General features: G+C 72.3%; 17 protein-coding genes. 14 read left to right on the top strand and 3 right to left on the bottom strand.

The features are described from left to right. The first annotated feature begins 84 nt into the window (after positions 1-84). The 4 genes from I5071_RS46595 to polA all read left to right on the top strand — a co-directional run bounded on the left by I5071_RS46595 (position 85) and on the right by polA (position 11,141). Positions 85-3,417, top strand: a complete 3,333-nt coding sequence (locus tag I5071_RS46595; RefSeq protein ID WP_268921223.1) for a response regulator — start codon at positions 85-87, stop codon at positions 3,415-3,417. A gap of 166 nt (positions 3,418-3,583) precedes the next feature. After that, on the top strand, positions 3,584-5,968 hold the full coding sequence (locus tag I5071_RS12690) for a sulfatase (protein WP_236605699.1): 2,385 nt from the start codon (positions 3,584-3,586) through the stop codon (positions 5,966-5,968). Between the two features lie 98 nt (positions 5,969-6,066). Then, the gene (locus I5071_RS12685; protein WP_236605698.1) at positions 6,067-8,229 is read left to right on the top strand and encodes a hypothetical protein; all 2,163 of its coding nucleotides are present in this window, start codon (positions 6,067-6,069) and stop codon (positions 8,227-8,229) included. Positions 8,230-8,315: 86 nt separating this feature from the next. Then, positions 8,316-11,141 carry a DNA polymerase I gene (polA, locus tag I5071_RS12680; RefSeq protein WP_236605697.1) on the top strand — a complete coding sequence of 942 codons (2,826 nt, stop codon included), beginning with the start codon at positions 8,316-8,318 and terminating at the stop codon, positions 11,139-11,141. On the opposite strand, the gene I5071_RS12675 is transcribed toward polA, so the two are convergent. Further along, complete coding sequence (locus I5071_RS12675; RefSeq protein ID WP_236605696.1) at positions 11,138-12,034, bottom strand: hypothetical protein; 897 nt, start codon at positions 12,032-12,034, stop codon at positions 11,138-11,140. The genes polA and I5071_RS12675 overlap by 4 nt on opposite strands. A 60-nt stretch (positions 12,035-12,094) precedes the next feature. Between I5071_RS12675 and I5071_RS12670 the strand changes: the two genes are divergently transcribed. Then, entirely contained in the window at positions 12,095-12,919 is an 825-nt protein-coding gene (locus I5071_RS12670) for an alpha/beta fold hydrolase (RefSeq protein ID WP_236605695.1), read from the top strand. Between the two features lie 27 nt (positions 12,920-12,946). On the opposite strand, the gene I5071_RS12665 is transcribed toward I5071_RS12670, so the two are convergent. Then, the gene (locus I5071_RS12665; protein WP_236605694.1) at positions 12,947-14,137 is read right to left on the bottom strand and encodes a glycosyltransferase; all 1,191 of its coding nucleotides are present in this window, start codon (positions 14,135-14,137) and stop codon (positions 12,947-12,949) included. A 167-nt stretch (positions 14,138-14,304) separates the two neighbouring features. Next, positions 14,305-14,961: a hypothetical protein gene (locus tag I5071_RS12660; protein ID WP_236605693.1), complete on the bottom strand. Its 657-nt coding sequence runs from the start codon at positions 14,959-14,961 to the stop codon at positions 14,305-14,307. Between I5071_RS12660 and I5071_RS12655 the strand changes: the two genes are divergently transcribed. The 9 genes from I5071_RS12655 (at position 14,960) to I5071_RS12615 (ending at position 20,780) form a co-directional block, all read left to right on the top strand. Next, a complete protein-coding gene (locus I5071_RS12655) occupies positions 14,960-15,541 on the top strand; it encodes a methylated-DNA--[protein]-cysteine S-methyltransferase (RefSeq protein ID WP_236605692.1) in 582 nt (193 codons plus the stop codon). The two genes, I5071_RS12660 and I5071_RS12655, sit on opposite strands and share 2 nt — an antisense overlap. A gap of 21 nt (positions 15,542-15,562) precedes the next feature. Then, positions 15,563-16,486 carry a hypothetical protein gene (locus tag I5071_RS12650; protein ID WP_236605691.1) on the top strand — a complete coding sequence of 308 codons (924 nt, stop codon included), beginning with the start codon at positions 15,563-15,565 and terminating at the stop codon, positions 16,484-16,486. Positions 16,487-16,550: 64 nt separating this feature from the next. Then, a complete protein-coding gene (locus I5071_RS12645; protein ID WP_236605690.1) occupies positions 16,551-17,144 on the top strand; it encodes a YceD family protein in 594 nt (197 codons plus the stop codon). 27 nt (positions 17,145-17,171) lie between these two features. Continuing rightward, positions 17,172-17,369: a 50S ribosomal protein L32 gene (rpmF, locus tag I5071_RS12640; RefSeq protein WP_236605689.1), complete on the top strand. Its 198-nt coding sequence runs from the start codon at positions 17,172-17,174 to the stop codon at positions 17,367-17,369. 46 nt (positions 17,370-17,415) lie between these two features. Then, positions 17,416-18,162, top strand: a complete 747-nt coding sequence (locus tag I5071_RS12635) for a 3-oxoacyl-ACP reductase family protein (RefSeq protein WP_236605688.1) — start codon at positions 17,416-17,418, stop codon at positions 18,160-18,162. Positions 18,163-18,234: 72 nt separating this feature from the next. Further along, the gene (locus I5071_RS12630; RefSeq protein ID WP_053233884.1) at positions 18,235-18,471 is read left to right on the top strand and encodes an acyl carrier protein; all 237 of its coding nucleotides are present in this window, start codon (positions 18,235-18,237) and stop codon (positions 18,469-18,471) included. A 109-nt stretch (positions 18,472-18,580) separates the two neighbouring features. Beyond that, positions 18,581-19,843, top strand: a complete 1,263-nt coding sequence (fabF, locus tag I5071_RS12625) for a beta-ketoacyl-ACP synthase II (RefSeq protein ID WP_236605687.1) — start codon at positions 18,581-18,583, stop codon at positions 19,841-19,843. Positions 19,844-20,134: 291 nt separating this feature from the next. Continuing rightward, complete coding sequence (gene rpiB, locus I5071_RS12620; protein ID WP_236605686.1) at positions 20,135-20,578, top strand: ribose 5-phosphate isomerase B; 444 nt, start codon at positions 20,135-20,137, stop codon at positions 20,576-20,578. Between the two features lie 4 nt (positions 20,579-20,582). After that, positions 20,583-20,780, top strand: a complete 198-nt coding sequence (locus I5071_RS12615; protein WP_236605685.1) for a hypothetical protein — start codon at positions 20,583-20,585, stop codon at positions 20,778-20,780.

The raw sequence follows: 20,780 nt of genomic DNA, 5'->3' as shown, positions 1-20,780 counted from the left end.
CCGCGTCGTCTACGTCGCGTCGGCGCCCTCCGCAACGTGCCGCGAGGTTCCGCGGGAAACCCGTCCTGCTAGGATGCGCGCGCCATGGGTTCCGAGAGCTCTCGTCCGACGCCGCTGGGCGTCGCCCGCGCACGGTTCGTCGACGGTCTTCCTCGAAAGGCCGGCGAGCTGCGCGGTTCGATCGCGCTGCTCGCGGCGACGCCTGCCGAGGAGCGCCCCCGCGAGGAGCTCCGGCGTCGCCTCCACGCGCTCTACGCATCGGCGCAGGTCTTCCAGATCGCGCCGCTCACCAACGCGCTGAAGGACGCGATCGCCCGGCTCGACCGCGCGCGCGACGAGAAGCGCGGGCTCGAGGGCGCGGACCTCGACGCGCTCGCGTCGCTCGCGGCGACCCTGCCGCTGCTCGGTCAGGCCGAGCCGACGCCCGACCTGCACGACGACGAAGAGCACGCCGACGTCGAGATCCCCGCGGCGCCGCGGGTGCCGCGCGCGCCTGCACCGCGCCGCAACACGCTCGAGCTCGCCGGCGCGGGGACGCAGCCGCCCCCGGCGCTCGAGAGCGAGGCCCCGCCGGCCCGCGAGAGCGAGCGCCCGCGTCCGCTGCGCGAGCGCGCGACGACGCTGCGCGGGCTGCCCGCGGCGACCGACAGCGAGGCGCCGCCGCCGGTCGTGATCACGACGCGCTCGTCGCCGCCGCCGCCGGTCGCGGTGCCGGTGACGCCGCCGTCGCGCGGCTTCCAGAACGTGCTGAGCATCCTCGTCGTCGACGGCGCGGAGTGGCAGGCGAGGGCGCGCGCGGTGCTCCCGGCCGAGCGCTTCGAGGTGCTGGGCGCCGCGGATCCCGAGGAGGCGCTGCGCCTCGCGCGATCGAGCGCGCCCGACGCGGTGCTGGTCGATCACGCGGTGCTCTCGCGGGGCGGCGTCGATCTGGTGCGGCGGCTGCGGGACGATCCGCTGACCGACTTCGTGCCGGTGATCGCGCTGGCACCGGCGGGCGCGACCGTCGATCCGATCGCGCTGCGCGAGCGCGGCGCCGACGAGGTGCTGCTCAAGCCCTTCGAGGCGGCGGCGCTCGAGACCACGCTGGCGCGAGTGACCGGCGAGGGCGGGCACGGCGTCGCGGGCCTCGCGGGCGAGCACACGATCGAGGAGGTCGCGTCGCGCATCGCCGACGAGGTGAAGCGCGGGCTCGTGGAGAGCGCGGATCGCGGGCGCGATCTGCGCGTTCCGCTGGGCGACGGCGCGGAGGTGCTCGCGGCGGCGTGGTCGGCGATCGGCCGGGTTCGTGCGCACCTCGCGCAGCGAAGTGGAGGACGCCTCCACTTCCGCGACGACCGCGCGCCGGGTGGTCCCGCGTTCCTCGCGCTGGTCGACGAGGAGGACACGCCCGAGCCGAAGTCGGCGCCGGTGAGCCTGCGCGATCGCCACGCGATCGTGGTGGACGACGACCCCGCGGTGGTGTGGTTCTTCGCGGGCCTGCTCCGCGAGGAAGGCGTGGTCGTCGACGAGGCGAGCGACGGCGCGGAGGCGCTCGACATCGCGCGCCGTCGTCGCCCCGATCTCGTCGTCAGCGACATCCTCATGCCGCGGCTCGACGGCTTCGCGCTCACGCGCGAGCTCAAGCGCGATCCCGCGCTCGCCGACGTGCCGGTGATCCTCCTCTCGTGGAAGGAGGACTTCCTCCAGCGCATGCGCGAGCTGCAGTCGGGCGCGAGCGGCTACCTGCGCAAGGAGTCGGGCGCGCAGCAGATCCTCGACTGCGTGCGCGACGTGCTGCGTCCGCGTGCGCGCCTCGAGGCGCAGCTGCGCGCGGGCGGCGACGTGCGCGGACGGCTCGAGCGCATCGGCATCCTGCCGCTGATCCAGACCGCGGCCCAGCACCGGCCCGACGCGCGCATCACCGTGCGCGACGCCTGGAACCTCTTCGAGATCGATCTGCGCGGCGGGAACCTCGTCGATCTGACGCGCACCGCGAGCGACGGGTCGTTCAGCCGCGGGCCGCGCGTGCTGGTGCCGCTGCTCGGGGCGACGGCGGGACGTTTCGCGATCGCCGACGCGGAAGGGCCGGTGCGCGCGAGCATCAAGGAGCCGCTCGACGTGGTGCTGCGCAAGGGCGCGGCGGCGATCGGCGCGCTGGTCGACGCGGTGAGCGGCAAGGGCCTCGCGCTCGCGTCGCACGTGGAGCTCGACGACGACGTGCTCGCGTCGCTGCTGCGCGCGTCGCCGGACGCGCTGCGCGCGATGGTGTCGAAGCTGCGCGGGACCGGTGGCCCGCGCGCGCTGCTGATGGAGGGGAGCGTCGCGCCGCACGAGCTCGAGTCGGTGATGCTCGATCTGGCGCGCCAGGGCGCGATCCTCGCGGTGCGCGGTCCCGACGGAGAGGACCGCATCGCGGCGGCGGGCGCGGCGCGCGGCGAGATCGAGCTGCCGATGCGCACGCCGAGCCTGGTGCCGGGGGAGGGCGCGTCGACGCTGGCGCCGCCTTCGTTGCCCTCGGCGCCGCCGGACGTCGCCGACGCGATGGTCGAGGAGGAGAGCGGGCCCGAGCTGGGCTGGCTCGCGAGCGAGGAGAGCACCGGCGACATCGTCGCCGAGGCGCATCGGATGGCGAGCGAGCCGCCCCGCGGGATGCTCGAGCTGGACGCGCCCGAGGTCGATCCCTTCGCGCGCAAGAAGCAGGAGGAGACGTCGCTCGAGGCGCTCTCGGCGAGCCTGGCCATGCCGGAGCCGGAGCCGGTCGCGCCGACCGCGGCCGAGCCGCCCGCGCCCGAGCCGCCGCCCGAGCCGGTGATCGCGGCGCCCGAGCCCGTGATCCCCGCGGCGCCGGCCCCGCTGATGCCGCCGCCGAGCGCGCCGGTGAAGAAGCCCGCGCCCGCTGCCGCCGCCGCGCCTGCGCCCGCCGAGAGCGGCGGGATCGGGCTGTTCGGCTGGGCGTTTCTCCTCGCGGTGCTCGTCTTCGCGGGGTTCGTCGCATACCGCAACCTGCTCGGTGGCTCGGTCGCCGAGACCGCGCCCGAGACGCCCGCCGCGCCGGAGCCCGAGCCCCAGCCCGACGATGCACCGCCGGTCGCGCCGTCGACCGCCTCCGCGCCCACCACCGCGGCGGTGCCCACCGAGCCCGCGCCCGCCGCGCCCGCCACCCAGGTGCGCAGCTACGGCGAGGACCTGCCCACGATCGACCCCGCGCTCGGCGTCGAGGTGGCGCCGGGGCAGGGCGTGGTGCTCGTGACGCCGCTCGAGGGCGGAGCGCCGCTGCGGGTGCGCATCGGCGAGCGCGAGCTCTCGGTCGGCGCCGAGCCGGTCGCGATCGCGCTGCCCGAGGGCGTGCACGAGGTCACGTTCCTCCGAGGCGACGGCTCGTCGTTCCGCTTCGTGCACGTCGCACCCGGGCACACCCGCCGCGTCGCCGCGCCCTGAGGGGAATCGCGCGAGACACTCGGGCCGTTCGCCCTTTGTTTGACGCTGGATCACGGCCCGTGCTATCCGCGGGGCCACTGCACGCGCTCACAGGGAACGCCGGTGCAGCGCCCGGCTGCGGCTGCCGGCGCGCTCCGACGTCCTGACGGCGGGCGCCGGAGGGATGATGTCGCGCACGAAGCTGTTCTGCCTGCTCGCGATCGCGATCAGCACGGGGATCGTCGGTCTCGTCGGATGTGGACCCAGCTCCGAGGCGAGCGAGGGGATCAGCGGCGATGGTGAAGGCGCCGCGGCCGCGGGCCCCCAGGGCGCCGCACCGGCCGCTGCGGCGTCCCTTCGCATGCAGCAGGACCTGCTCGACATCGCGCACCTCGCGGACGTCGACCACCACGGCCTCTACGTCGACTTCGGCACGCCCGCGCGCATGAAGTACACGATCGGCCACTGGCGCACGGGCTGGGGCTCGGACGGCGCCGACGGCGACGAGACGTTCACCCACGCGACCGACGCGTCGCGCGTGTACTTCTCGATGCGCCAGGCGGGCCCGGTGACGATGCGCGTCCGCATGCGCCCGATCGGCTCGCGGCGCCTGCAGGTCTTCGTCAACAACCGCTCGCTGCCCGAGGGCATCCAGCTCGCCGAGGGCGCCGAGTTCCGCGACTACGACATCGCGATCCCCGCCGACATGATCCGCGCGGGCGAGAACGCGCTGCTGCTCCGCTTCGGCGGCACGACGCGCGTCGGCGACGAGAACGTCTCGGTCGCGGTCAGCTCGATCCGCTTCATCCCCGGCACGCCGACCGAGGGTGAGCGCTTCCTCGCGCCCGACCTCGCGGCGCTGGTCGCGCAGATCGACGTGGGCGGCACCGAGCGCCGTGCGATCGCGGTGCGCGCGCCGACGACGGTCACGTATCACATCGAGGTCCCGCAGGGCGGCCGGCTCGTGCTCGGCGTCGGCGGTGAGGGCACCGTCGCGGGCGCGCGTGCGCGCGTCGTGGTGCAGCCCGAGGGCGGCGAGGCCGCCGAGGTCTACTCGGCCGCGGTGGGCAACCGCTGGGACGATCAGAACGTCGACCTCACGCGCTTCGCGGGTCAGGTGGTGCGCCTCGAGCTGATTGCCGAGGGCACGGGCGAGGGCGGACGCGTCGCGTGGTCGGTGCCGGGCATCATGGTGCCGCCTCCGCAGGTCGCGGAGCTGCGCCCGGTGCGCAACGTCGTCGTGCTCCTCATCGACACGCTGCGCGCGAGCAAGCTGCGCCCGTTCAACCCGCAGTCGCGCGTGCGCACGCCGGTGCTCGAGCGCATCGCCCAGGAGGGCACGCTCTTCGAGGCGGCGCAGTCGCAGGAGAACTGGACGAAGCCGAGCGTCGCGTCGGTGCTCACAGGCCTCACGCCCTCGACCCACGGCGCGAAGACCGACGCCGCGCGCGTCCCCGACAGCGCCGAGCTCGTGAGCGAGGCGTTCAACGCGGCGAGCTTCGCGACCGGCTCGTTCCTCGCGAACGGCTACGTCTCGGATCGCTTCGGGTTCGCGCAGGGCTGGGATCACTACACGAATTACATCCGCGAGAACCGGAGCACCGAGGCCGAGGACGTCTTCCGCGAGGCCGGTGACTTCATCGAGCAGCACAAGGACGAGCGCTTCTTCGTCTACATCCAGACGATCGATCCGCACGTGCCCTACGACCCGCCGGCCGAGTTCCTCTCGATGTACGACTCGCGCACGGACTATGCGGGCCAGGTGCGGCCGCGCATGACCGGCGAGCTGCTCGAGCGTGCGAAGCGCAACCCGCCCGACGTCACGTTCGACGCGAGCGATCGCCGCCGCCTCGAGGCGCTCCACGACGGCGAGATCAGCTACCACGACCGCGAGCTCGGTCGCTTCCTCGAGCGCCTCCAGCAGCTCGGCGTCGGCGACGACACGCTGCTCGTCATCACCTCGGATCACGGCGAGGAGTTCAACGAGCACAACAGCTGGGGCCACGGCCACAGCCTCTATCAGGAGCTCATCAACGTCCCGCTGATCTTCTGGCGCCCGGGCGTGGTGCCGGCGCAGCGCGTCGCGCACACGGTCAGCACGATGCAGATCTCGCCGACGGTGCTGCAGCTCGCGGGCGTCGAGGGGCTGCGCAACGCCGAGGGACGCTCGCTCACGCCCGAGCTGCGCGGTGAGATCCCGACCGGCCCGCAGGTCGCATTCAGCGACTTCCTCGACGATCGTCGCGCGATCCGCGCCGGTCGCTGGAAGCTGATCCTCCGCGGCCACAACCCGACGATGTTCGACCTGCAGAGCGATCCCGGCGAGCAGCGCGAGCTCGACATGAACCGCCATCCGATCGCGGCGCGTTACCTGCGCGTCCTGATCGGTCAGTACCTCGGCGCCATCGACCGCGGGAACTGGCTGAGCGCGGATCAGCGCGCCCGCACGCAGCTGAGCACCGAGGCCGCGGTGCTCGACCCCGAGACCTGCGCGCAGCTGCGCGCCCTCGGCTACGTGCCGGACTGCCCCGAGGGGGCGGCCGCTCCGAGCGCGCTCGGTCAGACCGACTGATCGCACGAGACGCGCGGTGCTCGACGAAGAGCCGGCTCACGAAGGTGGGCCGGCTCTTCGCTTGTGCGCGCCAGGAGCGCGGACCAGGCTCGCGCGCCATGAGGGGAGCGGCGCTCGCGATCGGCGTGATCGCGTGTCTGGTGGGCTGTGGCGAGGCTCCCGCGCTCGCCGAGCAGGACGCGGGCGTCGAGGGCATCCAGGACCCGATCCCACCGACGCCGACTGCCGCGGTGGTGATGACGCCGTGCCCGCCGGGGTGGCGCGAGCACCGCGTGCTCGAGGACCAGATCGTGTGCGAGCCGTGGGCCGACGATCGCGCTCCGACGTGCGCGCCCTCCGAGCTCGCGCTGCCCGGCACCGGGTGCGCGCCGATCGATGGCGAGCGGGGATGTCCCGAGGACGGCTGGCCGCGCGATCTCCCCGTGGGCGGCGTGATCTACGTGCGGCCGGGCGCGGTCGACGGCGATGGCACGCGCGAGCGTCCGTTCGCGACGATCGCAGAAGGGGTCACGGCTGCGCGCGCGGTCGGAGGAGGGCGAGGCGTGCTCGCGCTCTCGGTGGGCGAGCACGACGTGGGCGCCGGCGTGCGTCTGGTGGAGCTGCGTGGGATCGCGGCGCTGCGTGGCGCGTGTGCGACCGGTACGGTCGTCCGCAACGCGTCGACCGAGTCGGGAACCGCCGTGCTCGTGGTGACGCCGGGGCAGACGATGGAGCTCGGAGATCTCCACCTGATCGGCGGCCGCTCCGCGCTCTGGGTGACGTCGGGCACGATGGTGCGCGGCAGTCGGCTCTGGCTCGAGGCGCCGGCGGGCGCGCTGCGGCTCGACTCGCGGGCTGGGTTCGAGGGCGATCACGTTCGCGCCGATGGCGGACAGGTGCGGGCCGACGACGTGCCGTACGCGGTGTGGCTGCGCGCCGGCGCGCAGGTGACGTTGCGATCGTCCACCGTGTCGGGCGGTGGCCCCGGCGCGATCGGCGCCGACTACCGCACTGGCGATCCCGTGCCTCCCGGCACGCGCCTGCTGGTGGAGGACTCGGCGATCGTCGACACGCCGCTCGGGATCACCGGGGTCATCGACGAGATCACCGTGCGACGCGTCGCGGTCGAGCGTGCTGGGGCTGGCCTCCTGATCGTGCCGGGCAGCCGCGCGGAGCTCGTCGATCTCCGCGGCCGTGACGTCGCACCCGCGGCGGCCGGAGATCCCGACGTGTTCCTGAGCGTGTTCGGGCAGGCGACGCTCGCGCGCGTCTACCTCTCGCGCGTGCAGAAGGTCGCGATCGGCGCGCTCCGCATCGTCGTGGAGGGCCCGGAGTCGCGGGGGCGGATCGGTGGAGCGGACGTCGTCGTGGACGAAGCCCCCGGCGGCACCGAGAACGTCGTGGCGGCCGGCGGCCACATCGAGCTCGAGCGAGCGCGCGTCGAACGTGCCGCGGGCTCGGCGTTCGAGGTCTACGATGACGGGTCGCTCACGCTGCGCGACGCGACGGTGATCGACACCGCGCTCGAGGAGAACGACGGCGACGCGCTGGAGGCGTGGGACGGCGGTCGCCTCGACGTGGCGCGCGCGCGCATCGTGCGCCCCGGTCGCAATGCGGTGCAGGTCGCCGACGATGCGCGCGCGACGATCGTCGACCTCGACGTGATCGGCGGCATCGGCGTCGGCGCGCAGTGCACCGGCGAGTGCCCTCCGGATGCGCCACCGACGCTGGTGCTCGAGCGCGCGCGCATCCGCGACGCATCGCGCTTCGGGCTGGCTGCGATCGATGCGAACGTGCGCGCAACCGACGTCGACCTGCAGGACATCGTGCGATCGGGCCAGGACCCGACCGGCGTCGGGGTGCTCGCATACCACGGCACGATCGGCGGCGAGCGCGTTCGAGTCCGGGGCGCCGCATCACTCGGTGCCGCAGCGCTCCGAGGCGGACGCCTCGCCATCGCGCACCTGCGTGTCGAGAGCACACGCGCAGAGACGTGCGACTCGTGCGCGATCCCCGCGGGCGATGGCCTGATGTGCGCCGGAGGTGGCGTGCTCGCGCTTCGCGAGTTCGAGGTGTCCGGGTCGCCCCGCGCCGGCATGACGGCGGCGTTCGCCTGTGCCGCGCCCGAGCTCGCGCGCGGGCTCGTCCACGGGAACGCGATCGGGCTGCTCACCGACGATCGGGTCGAGCCGTCGCTGTTTCGCGGCATCGAGGTGCGCGACAACGGGACGGAGTTCCAGACGACCATGTTGGTCGTCGATCCACCGCCGCCGGCGCTCTGAAGCGCTCGAAGACCTTCGAAGAATCGCGGCGACGGAGCACGTTGCGACCGGCGGCGGAGCGCGCGCGCGGCTAGTCTCCGCGCCTCATGGCCGCTGCGGTCCTTCCGCCTCCGGGCGATCCCAAGACGCTCTACGTGATGGATCTGTCGGGGTACGTCTTTCGCGCGTACCACGCCGTTCCTCCGCTCTCGAACAGCAAGGGCGAGCCCACGCACGCGGTGCTCGGCGTCACCGCGATGATGAACAAGCTCATCACGCAGCGACGCCCGACGTACTTCGCGGTCGCGGTCGACTCGCGCGCGCCCTCGTTCCGCAAGGCGATCTACGCGGACTACAAGGCGACGCGCAAAGAGCGTCCGCCCGATCTCGAGCAGCAGGCCGATCGCGTGCTCGAGATCGCGCACGCGTACCAGATCCCCTGCCTCGCCGAGGAGGGCATGGAGGCCGACGACGTCATCGCGACCGTCGTGAAGCAGGCGCGCGAGCAGGGCCTCACCGTCGTCATCGCGAGCGCCGACAAGGACCTCCTGCAGCTCATCCAGGACGGCGTCGTGATGCTCGACTCGATGCGCGATCGCGTCTACGGGCCCGAGGAGACCGTGGAGAAGATGGGCGTGCGCCCCGACCAGGTGCGCGACTACCTCTCGCTCACCGGCGATACGAGCGACAACGTGCCCGGCGTGCCCGGCGTCGGACCGAAGACCGCGGTCCAGCTCCTCGGCGCGTACGAGACGCTCGACGGCATCTACGCGCAGGTCGACGCGGTCGAGAAGAAGTCGATCCGCGAGAAGCTGATCGCCAACAAGGACAAGGCGTACCTCTCGCAGCAGCTCGTCTCGCTGAAGGACGACGTCGCGATCGACTTCGATCTCGAGCGGCTGCGCTACGGCGGCGCCGACGTGCCCAAGCTGCGCCAGCTCTTCACCGACCTCGAGCTGCACCGCGCGAAGGACGAGCTCGAGCGCACGCTCGGTCGCGAGGTGCCGCGCGGCGCGCTCGAGACCGCGCCCAGCAAGCCCGCGGCGCGCGCGGAGATCGTGACCAAGCCCAAGGGCGCGCCCCCGCCGCGCCTCGTCGTGAAGAGCACGCTCGCCGGCGATCTCGACGCGCTGCGCGCCGCGCTCGATGCCGCGCGCGCGAGCGGCGGCATCGCGATCCACACGTTGATCGAAGGCGACGATCCGCTGCGCGCCCAGGTCGTCGGCGTGGCGCTCGGATGGCGCGAGGTCGACGAGGTCGCGGAGACCGTCGAGGCCCGCGCGGTGTACGCGCCGATCGGGCACGTCTATCTCGGTCGGCCCGATCAGCTCCCGCTCGCGAGCGTCGTCGAGCTGCTGCGCCCGGTGCTCGAGGATCGCGAGCTCGCCAAGCGCGCGCACGACCTCAAGCGCGAGGCGCTCGTGTGGTCGCGACGCGGCGTGCGGGTGCGCATCGGCGAGGACGACTTCGACACGATGATCGCGAGCTATCTGCTCGACGCGGAGCGCCACGCGCACGGCATCGAGGAGGTCGCGCGCCTGGATCTCGGCGACGATCTCGCATCGCTCGAGTCGATGTTGCCCAAGGTGCGCGGGCAGAAGCCGCGCCTCTCCGAGCTCGAGGTGGAGCGCGCGATGGCCGCCGGCACCACGCGCGCCGCGCTGATCCTCGACCTCGAGGCGCTGCAGCGACAGCGGCTCGACGAAGAGGCGCTCGGCGAGCTGATGCGCACGATGGAGATGCCGCTCGCCGGTGTGCTCGCCGACATGGAGCAGGTCGGAGTGCGCATCGACACCGCGCACCTCGCGCAGCTCGACGTCGGCGCCGAGGCGCGCGTGAAGGAGCTCGAGAAGCGCTGCCACGAGGCCGCGGGGCACGAGTTCAACGTGAGCTCGCCGCGCGCGCTCGAGAGCGTGCTCTTCGACGAGCTGAAGCTCCCGGTGATCAAGCGCACCAAGACGTCGCGCTCGACCGATCACGAGGTGCTCGAGGAGCTCGCGCCGATGCACCCGCTGCCCGACGCGATCCTCGAGCTGCGCATGCTCCAGAAGCTGCGCGGCACGTACCTCGAGGCGCTTCCGCGACAGATCGATCCCGCCGATCAGCGCGTGCACACGCGCTTCAACCAGGCGGTCGCGGCGACGGGGCGCCTGAGCTCCAGCGATCCGAACCTGCAGAACATCCCGATCCGCACCGACGAGGGGCGCGCGATCCGCGATGCGTTCGTCGCGGCCGACGGCTTCGAGATCCTCAGCGCGGACTACTCGCAGATCGAGCTGCGCGTGCTCGCGCACGCGAGCGGCGACGTCGAGCTCGTCGACGCGTTCACGACGAACGCCGACGTGCACGTGCGCACCGCGACCGCGCTCTTCGGGGTCACGCCGGAGGGGGTCACGCGCGACATGCGCGGCCGCGCGAAGACCGTGAATTTCGCGGTGATCTACGGTCAGACCGAATTCGCGCTCGCGCGCAATCTGCGGATCGATCGTGCCGAGGCGCGCCGCTACATCGACGCGTTCTTCGTCCGCTACGCGGGCGTCACGCGGTACCTGCAGGACCTGGTGCACGAGGCGCAAACGACCGGCGCGGTGCGCACGCTGCTCGGTCGCAAGCGCGTCGTGCCCGACATCGACAGTCGCAACCGCGCGCTGCGCTTCGCCGCCGAGCGCATCGCGAAGAACACGCCGATCCAGGGCAGCGCGGCGGACATCCTCAAGCGCGCGATGATCGGCATCCACGACGAGCTCGCCGCGCGCGAGCTGCGCAGCCGGATGATCCTCACGGTGCACGACGAGCTCGTGCTCGAGGTCGCGCAGGACGAGAAGGACGTCGTCGCGAAGCTCGTGCGCGAGAAGATGGAGACCGCGTTCCCGCTGGAGGTCCCGCTCGTCGTCGAGATGGGCTTCGGCAGGACCTGGGGCGCCGCGCACTAGATCACGGCGCGCAGGCTCCCCACCGGCGCGAGCGACGGCATCTCCGGCCGCAGCGCGCTCCAGACGATGGCCGCGGTCTCCACGATCCGCGGCCCCGGCCGGTTGAAGTACGCGTTCCCGTCGGCGATCCACAGCGGTCGATCCGCGAGCGGCCCGAGCTTCGTCTTCACCGCGTCGAGCTCGCGCTCGATCTGCGCGATCGGGAACCCGCACGGCGCGAGCAGCACCACCTCGATCGCGTCCGCCGCCGCGTGGATCTCGCTCCACTCGATGGCGCGCGTCGGTGCGCCCTCGTGCGCGAGCACCGGCACGCCGCCGGCGATGCGCACCAGCTCCGGCGTCCAGTGCCCCGCGACCATCGGTCGATCGAGCCACTCGAGCACCAGCACGCCGCGCGGCGCACCGCGCGCGCTCGCCACCTCGCGCAGCCGCGCGTCCATCGCGTCGATCACGCGCGCCGGGTCGACGTCGATCGCCGCCGCGACGCGCCGCACGTCCTCGCGCACGTCGTCGAGGGTGCGCGGCGCGAGCGACACGATCGCGACGTCGCGACCGATCGCGCGGCAGGTCGCAGCGTGCACCTCGGCCGACGGGATCGCGCAGACCGCGCACGCGTCCTGGGTGACGATCACGTCGGGCGCGAGGGAGCGCAGCAGGTCCTCGTCGACGTCGTAGAGCGAGAGCCCCGCGATCGCGCGCTCGCGCACCGCCGCGTCGATGGCGGACGAGCTCGCGTGCGGGTCGATCGAGGTGCGCGTCACCCGCGGAAGCGAGCGCGCGGCGTCGGGGAAGTCGCACTCGTGCGAGACCCCGACGACGCGCTCACCGGCGCCGAGCGCGAAGAGGATCTCGGTCGCGGCGGGCAGGAGCGAGACGATGCGCGAGACGGTCACGCCACGAGGATGGATCGATCCCACTCGTCCTGCGCCCGACTCCGACTATCCTCTCGCTCGATGCTGGTCGAGACGCGACGCTGCGGGCGGCTCTACGTCGACGTTCGAGGCGAAGGATCGCCCATCGTCCTCTGGCCCTCCGTGCTCTGCAGTGGCTCGATGTGGAGCTCCATTCCCGAGGAGCTCTCGCGTGCGCATCGCGTCATCAACATCGACGGACCCGGGCACGGTCGCAGCTCGCGGGTGCGCGAGCCGTACACGCTCGACGACAACGTCGACGCCGCGCTCGCGGTGCTCGACGCGTGCGGCGTGCGGCGCGCGGTGTGGTGCGGTCTCTCCTGGGGCGCGATGGTCGGCATGCGCCTCGCGCTGCGTGCGCCCGAGCGCGTGTCCGGGCTCGTGTTGATCGACGGCAACGCCGATCGCGAGGTGCCGGAGAAGCTGCCCGCGTACCGCGCGATGGCGATGATCTCGCGGCTGCTCGGCCCGATCCCGCCGCTCCTCGATCGCCTCGAGCCCATCTACTTCTCGCCGTACTCGCTGCGCGCGAACCGCCCGGCGGTCGACGCGTTCCGCCGCGGCGTCGCGGCAATGGATCGCGAGTCGATCCGCCGCGCCGTCGACGCGGTGATCCTCGGCCGCGAGGATCTGCGCCCGCAGCTGCCGCGCATCGACGCGCCCACGCTGGTGGTGGTCGGCGCCGACGACGTCGCGACGCCCCGGGCACGCTCCGAGGACATCGTCGCCGGCATCCGCGGCGCGCGCCTCGTGCAGATCCCGCGCGCAGGCCACCTCAGCGCGTGGGAGCAGCCCGACGCAGTACGCGAAGCGATCGAGGGCTTCCTCGCGACGCTCGCGCCCCAGAGCGCACGCCGCATGGCGTGAGGCGCTCGCCCCGCCCCCGCCGAGACCTCACCCCACGCGCCCGATCAGCCGACGAGCCACCCGCACCGCGAGCGCCCCATCATCCGGCCGAAGCCGCGTCTGCCACCCGAGCCGCAGCCGAGTCCCGCGCCACTCGATCGACCGCGAGATCGCCGCATAGGGCCAGATCGCCAGCAGCAGCACGTCCTTGAGCGGCGCGCACGCCAGCAGCTTCCACGGCATCGCCTCGCCGCGCGTCCGACGCAGCAGCATCGCGTCCGTGCTCGCCTTCGCGATCACCAGCGCGAGCAGCGCCGCCACGAAGCGCACGTCGAAGCCCGAGAGCACCGTCGCGATCACCCCGAGCCCCACCGGGTTCGCGAAGAGGTCCGCGACGAACGCAGGCGGATGGATCACCGCGCGCATCTTCAGCCAGCGCGCGTGACGGCTCATGAACCGATCGATCGACACCTCGTGGTTCACGTTCTCCGCGACCGTCGTCGACAGGATCACCCTGCGCCCCGCCTTCTCGAACGCGCGCCCGAGCAGGTAGTCCTCCGCGAGCACGTCCTTCACGCGCTCGAGCCCGCCGAGCTCCGCGAGCACGCTGCGCTTGAACAGCATCGACTTGCCGATCACGCACGTGACGCCGAAGTAGTGCAGCGCGAAGCAGGTCGAGGGCGCGATCATCGCCGAGAGCTGCAGGTTCTCCATCGCCGCGCCCGGCGATCGTTCGCCCACGCCGACGACCATGCTCGAGAGCAGCGCGCCGTCCTCTTCGACCAGCTCGCTCACCACGCGGCGCAGGTAGTCGGGCCGCGCGCGCACGTTCGCGTCGCTCTGCAGCACGAGATCGTGCTTCGCCGCGCGCAGCGCGCCCGCGAGGTTCGCGACCTTCGGGTTGAGCCCGTAATCCGGATCCGAGAGCACGAAGCGCACGTCGATCTCGGGGTATCGCGCCGCGACCCGACGCGCGACCGGCAGCGCATAGTCGTCGGGCTCGGCGGTCGCGAACACGATCTCGATCGGCCCGCCGTAGTCCTGCGTGAAGAACGACTCGAGGTTCTCCTCGAGCGACTCCTCGACCCCCTTGAGCGGCTTGAGCAGCGAGACCGCTGGGAGACGCTCGGCCTCGATCGAACGGGCGCGTCGCTTCGTGTGCCGCAGCGTCGCGATCGCGCCGAGCCCGAAGAAACCGTACGCGAACACCGCGCAACCGAGCACGATCCAGGGCAGCATTTCCACCATCGGGACCCCCCGGGGAGGGCACGCGCGAAACGGCCGCGTGCAGTACCGAACAAGCTTCTAAGCGGGCGGTGTGGCGGGCTCGGGTCGAGACGGGGCCGAACGATGTCACGGAGCGTGACCGCCCGGCAAATCATCACCCGGGCCCCGCGCGCGGCGCGTCAATAGCACGCGCGGGCGCAGGTGCGGAGCTGGGCGCGGCACGCGCGCTCGCACGCGAATCGATCGAACTCGTCACAGCGCGCCGTGCACTCCAGCCACGAAGGCCGACACGCCGCCGCGCAGTGCGCCGGCTCGACGATCGGCATCACCGCCGGACGCGATGCGCGTCGCTCGCGCGCGGTCGGAGCCGCGCGCGGCGGGGGCTCGGGCGTGCCCACGGGCTCGGCCTCGCGGCCATCGCTCGGCGCCACCTCGGGCGCGCGCTCGATCGGCGTCTCGGTCGTCGCGCTCACCGCTTCGTCGGCGCTCGTGCTCGACGCCTCGGCCACGTGCTGCGCCTCCGACGCGATCGCCGGGGTCGTCTCGGTGAGCGGCACCGGGTCCGCATCGCTGCCCCCGGTCGCGAGCGCGACCAGCGCCGCGCGCTCGGGATCGAGCCGCAAGAGGCGCTCGCGCACGTAGTCGATGCGCGCGGGATCCTGGCCCTCTTGCCAGTGCGTGGCCCACGCCTGCCAGCACGCGCGACGCTCCTCCACCGGCACGCGACGATCGAGGTCCGCCGCGTAGCAGCGCTCGAAGTACACGTTGCTCCGGTGCACGCGGCGTAGACTCGGGCCACACCCGATCGCGGCGATCATCCCGATCGCGAAAAGCATGCGGACCGCGGCGAGCACGACGGACGAGCAACCTATCACCCCGGGGTGGGGCGTGCTCGATCTCGCGCACCTCGGCCGGCTGCACCTCGCGTGGAGCGCGCACGGCCTCGTGTGGATCGAGCAGCTCGCGCTCGACGTCGATCACGACGCGCGCGTGCGCTGGCTGCCCGAGGTGCCGCGCGATGCGAGCGCGGTCGAGGTGCCCGCGCGCTTCGCCGCTCCGCTGCGCGCGTTCGACTCGGGCGCGCCGATCGATCCTGCGACGCTCGACGTCGATCTCCGCGGCACCGAGTTCCAGAACCGCGTGTGGTCCGCGCTCCGCGCGGTGGGCCGCGGCCAGGTTCGCACGTACGCCGGGCTCGCTGCCGACGCGGGCTCGCCGCGCGCGATGCGCGCGGTCGGGATGGCGATGTCGCGAAACCCGATCCCGATCGTCGTGCCCTGTCATCGCATCATCGCGCAGGGCTCGCGCATCGGCGGCTACACCGGAGGCCTTCCGCGCAAGCGCGTGCTCCTCGCGCTCGAGGGCGTCGGCATCGAGGGTGATCGCGTGATCGGATCCCAGCTCTCGTTGCTGTGACTGTGCTACGCACCGCGCGCGATGCGCCGGTACGCTCTCGCGCTGCTGCTCTGTCTGCCGGGCTGTTGCTCGTCGTGCGGGTGCGGCGCCGCGGCTCCGCTCGCGGGCGGGCCCACGCCGTACGCCCGGTGTGCGATCGCCGATCCGCCTGCCGCGCGGAGCGCACGCGTGGGTGATCTCACGTGGCGCATCGAGGACCGCTCGCTCGCGATCGAAGGGCTCCCCGAGTCGTTCCCGATCGCGCTCGCGCGTGGCCCCGCGCCGTTCCGTGATCCCGTCGCGCTCGGCTCGCTCGGACCGGCGCGCCTGCTCGTGGTGCTCGGCTCGCTGGGTGACGACGAAGCGACGACCACCGCGAACGTCGCATCGCTCGCGCAGCTCGAGATCCTCACGCTGATCCTCGCGGGTGGGCGCGACGATCCCGCGCACCTCCGCGCCGCGCTGGACGCGCTCGAATCGCCCGCGCGTGATCGGGTGATCGACGTCTCCGCGCTCCGCTCCGTGCGCATCGGCACACATCTCGTGCTCGTGCCCGCCGCGGGCGCGCCCGAGGGTCGGTACGCGCGCTCCGACACCGCGTGCGGCCTCGGCGCCGACGATGCGGACACCATCGCCGACGCGCTCGGTGATCCCGCCGCGGACGAGCAGCGCATCCTTCTCTCCTGGGCCGCGCCGACGGCGATCGGCATGGAGGGCGGCGACGCGGGAAGTGCCTCGATCGCCGGCCTCGCGAGCGCGATCGGAGCGCGTCACGCGCTGGTCGCGTGGCCCGAGTCGCACGCCGGTCGCGTGCTCGCGAGCGCCGACGCCGTGACCGCGTTCGCGCCCGCGCTCGTCGGTCCCGAGCTGGTCCGGGCCGACGGAAGCCGCGCGCCCAGCCGTCCGCTCCTGCTCACGATCGGCTCCTCGGGAATCGGCACGACGCCTGCCCCCGACTCTCCTTGACTCCCCGAAGGCCTCTTCTATACCTAGCGCCCTTTTTCGGGGCCTTTGCGGTCACCAAAGCGTCATGGCGGAATTCGAGATCAAGGTGCTCGAGCTCGAAGCGGGCGGGAAGCAGTACGACTTCCCGCTCCGCCGCGGGTGGCTCGATGCATCGCTCGGTCTCGCCGACGCGAAGCCCGGTGACGCGCTCAAGGCCGATCCCGCACAGCCCGACGGCGTGGTGTCCGTCTGGGCCGAGAAGAGCGGTGAGGACGTGGTCGTGCGCGGCCGCGTCAAGACGCACCTGATCGCCGAGTGCGCCCGCTGCCTCGGCGAGGCGCACGTCCCGGTGGACACCGCGATCACCGCGCTCTTCACCCTGCGCAGCGAGACCCTTCGTCCCGTCGCGGACGAAGAGGACCTCACGCCCGAGGAGCTCGACACCGAGTTCTATCGCGGCGACACCGTCGCGCTCGACGCGCTCGTCCGCGAGCACGTGCTGCTCGAGGTGCCGATGCAGACGCTCTGCAGCGAGACCTGCACGGGCCTCGAGGTCCCCGCCGCCATCCGCGGCCCGGCCGACCTCCACGAGGCGCCGATCCACGAAGGAAAGAAGGTCGATCCGCGCCTCGCGCCGCTGATGGACCTGATGGACAAGACGAAGAAGAAGGGCTCCTGAGCCGAGCCCACCCGAGGAGGATCCACCGTGGCCGTTCCGAAGCGCCGTACCACCCGTTCCAAGCGCAACATGCGTCGCGCGAACCACGACAAGGTCGCCGCCCCGACGATCGTCGCCTGCGCCAATTGCGGCGCGATGACGGTCCCGCACCGGGTGTGCGAGGCCTGCGGCCACTACGGCGGCCGTCAGGTGAAGGAAAAGGGCCAGGCCGAGAGCGAGTCCTGATCGAATCGATCCCGATCGCCGGGGGGGCGGTCGAGGGGAGGCGAACGTGTTCGATCTGAAGGACAGAGTCGCGCTGGTCACCGGTGGCTCGCGCGGCATCGGCCGTGCGTGCTGCATCGCGCTCGCGAAGCAGGGCGCGTACGTCGCGATCAACTACTCGAGCAACGAGGGCGCAGCAGCGCAGACCCTTGACCTCGTGCGGGCGGCGGGCGGCGACGGCGAGATCAGCCGGTTCGACGTGGCGGATCCCGAGGCGTGCGACCAAGCGGTCACCGACCTCGTGAAGCGCAAGGGACGCCTCGACATCCTCGTGAACAACGCGGGGATCGCGGTCGATCAGCTGCTCATCCGCATCAAGCCGGAGGAGCTCGAGAAGACGTTCTCCACGAACGTCGCGGGCTCGCTCTGGTGCGCGAAGGCGGCGATGCGCCCGATGATGAAGGCCAAGCGCGGCCGCATCATCAACCTGTCGAGCGTCGTGGCCGAGTCGGGCAACCCCGGGCAGGCCGTGTACTCGGCCAGCAAGGCCGCTCTGCTGGGGTTGACGAAGACGCTCGCGCGGGAGTACGCCTCGCGCGGCATCACGGTCAACGCCGTGGCGCCCGGCTTCATCGAGACGGACATGACGTCGAGCCTGCCGGAGCAGGCGAAGCAGGCGATCGTCGCCCAGACCCCGCTCGGGCGTCAGGGCACGGCGGAGGAGGTGGCCGCCGCGGTCGTCTTCCTCGCGAGCGACGAGGCCTCGTACGTCACGGGTCAGACCATCCGCGTCAACGGCGGCATGTACGTGTGAGCACGCGCAGCGCTCCGAGGGCGGAGCGTCTGGCGCAAGGATTCAGGCGGTCGGAGCAAGAGAGGACCGGGCATGGAGATCGCAGACAAGGTCAAGGAGATCGTCTCGCAGCAGCTCGACGTCGACGTCGCGCAGATCAAGCCGGAGTCGCAATTCATCGACGACCTCGGCGCCGACTCGCTCGCGATCGTGGAGCTCGTGCTCGCGTTCGAAGAGCAGTTCGAGATCGACATCCCGGACGAGGACACCGAGAAGATCCGCACGGTCGGCGACGCGATTTCCTATATCTCGACGCGTACCAAGAAGTGATCTTCCGACTCCCCTCGCGGTGAGTCGGCAAGGTCGTTCGCGGAGCGAAGCGACGTAGGACCGGCTGGGTCTCGTCGAGACCCAGCCGAAACCATTCGGAGAGGCGGACATGCGTAGGGTGGTGGTCACGGGGGTGGGCGCGGTGAGCCCGGTGGGCGCGGACGTCGAGACCACCTGGCAGGCGCTGCTCGCCGGCAAGAGCGGCATCGGGCCGATCCAGCGCTTCGACGCGAGCACGTTCGCGTGCCGCATCGCGGGTGAGTGCCTCGACTTCGATCCCGAGAAGTACATCGAGAAGAAGCGCCTCCGCGAAGGCGACCGCTTCATCCACCTCGCGATGGGCGCGTCGGTGCAGGCGGTCGAGAACTCGGGCCTGCTCGCGACCGCGCTCTCGGAGGACGATCTCGAGCGCGTCGGCACGTTCATCGGCGTCGGCCTCTGCGGCCTCGAGCTGATCGAGCGCATGAAGGAGACGCTGCTCGAGAAGGGCCCCCGCCGCATCTCGCCGTACTTCATCCCCGCGGCGATCTCGAACCTCGCGCCGGGCCACGTCTCGATGCGCTACGGGTTCAAGGGCCCGAATTACACGACGACGAGCGCGTGCTCGTCGGGCGCGCACGCGGTCGGTGAGGCGTTCCGCTGGATCCAGCGCGGCGACATCGACGTCGCGGTCGCGGGCGGCGCGGAGAGCACGATCAGCGGCCTCGGCGTCGGTGGCTTCACGGCGATGCGCGCGCTCAGCGAGCGCAACGACGAGCCGCAGCGCGCGAGCCGTCCCTTCGATCGTGACCGCGACGGCTTCGTGATGGCCGAGGGCGCGGGCGTGATGATCCTCGAGGAGCGCGAGCGCGCGATCGCGCGCGGCGCGAACATCCTCTGCGAGATCCTCGGCTACGGCGCGACGAGCGACGCGTACCACCTGACGCAGCCGGCCCCCGAGGGCGAGGGCGCGCAGCGTGCGATGAAGAACGCGCTCCGCGACGGCAAGATCGACCTCGAGCGCGTGCACTACGTCAACGCGCACGCGACCAGCACGCCGACCGGCGACAAGCAGGAGCTGCAGGCGCTCAAGAAGATCTTCGGCGAGCGCGCGCTGGGGCGGAAGGACGCGAACGGCGTCTGGATCTCGGCGACGAAGAGCATGACCGGGCACCTGCTCGGCGCGGCCGGCGGCATCGAGGCGGTGTTCGCGGTGCTCGCGCTGCGCGACGGTGCGGTGCCGCCGACGATCAACCTCGAGAACCCCGACGACGAGGCCGAGGGCATGGATCTCGTGCCGCACGAGGCGCGTCGTCGTGCGATGGACGTGGTGCTCTCGAACAGCTTCGGGTTCGGCGGCACGAACGTCACGCTTGCCTTCGGCAAGCACTAGTTTTCCGGGGGGCTTCGCCCCCTCTCGACCCCGGCCGCTTCGCGCTGCGCGCGGGGCCCCAGCCCCGCTTTGCGTCTCGGCTCGCGAGCGAGTCGCCGTCGCTTCGCGCTGACGCGGGTGCGGAGAACGAAGCGGGCGCTCCGATCCGGTCGCCCGCACGGCCGTGAGCCAAAGGCTGCACGCGAGCCGAACCTGGGTCAGGGTTGGGCCCCGTGATGCCCGACGACGGCGAACGCCGGTCCAGGACGGCGCCACGCACCGTCGGGTACGCTGCTTGCCAGGAGCTCGTGCATGTCGTCGTCGGACTCGATCGTCATCGCTTGTGATCACGCCGGACTGCCGCTGAAGCAAGAGATCGTGACCGCGCTCCAGGAGCTCGGCCGCACGTTCGAAGACCTCGGGACGCACGACACTGCCTCGGTCGACTATCCCGACTATGCCCGTCGCGCCTCGTCGCTGGTCGCGGAGGGCAAGCACCGGTTCGCGGTGCTGATCTGCGGGAGCGGCGTCGGGATGGCGATCGCGGCGAACAAGCTGCCGCACATCCGCGCGGTGGTGTGCAGCGAGCCCTACAGCGCGGCGATGTCGCGCCGGCACAACGACGCGAACGTGCTCTGCATGGGCGCGCGCGTGGTCGGACCGGGCCTGGCGCGCGAGATCCTCGAGGCGTTCCTCGGACAACAGTTCGAAGGCGGTCGCCACCAGCGCCGCGTCGACAAGCTCGAGGCGTGCTGATCGCGTGAAGCTCCCGGTCGACCGCGTGTTCCGCGACGAGCGCGTCCGCTTCGTGCTGAAGCTGCACTGCGAGGACTGCGCGCTCTGGGACGACACGCGCGACGCGTGCGCGCACGGATACCCGACCGACGAGCACCGTGCGCCGCGCGACGCGGAGAGCGATCAGCGAGTCGTGTTCTGCAAGGACTTCGAGGTCGCGTGA

Origin of the sequence: Sandaracinus amylolyticus, from assembly GCF_021631985.1 — a bacterium.
In the GTDB taxonomy this organism is placed as follows: domain Bacteria; phylum Myxococcota_A; class Polyangia; order Polyangiales; family Sandaracinaceae; genus Sandaracinus; species Sandaracinus amylolyticus_A.
Note: the sequence above shows the minus strand (reverse complement) of the source record. Positions and strands in the feature narration are given on the sequence as shown.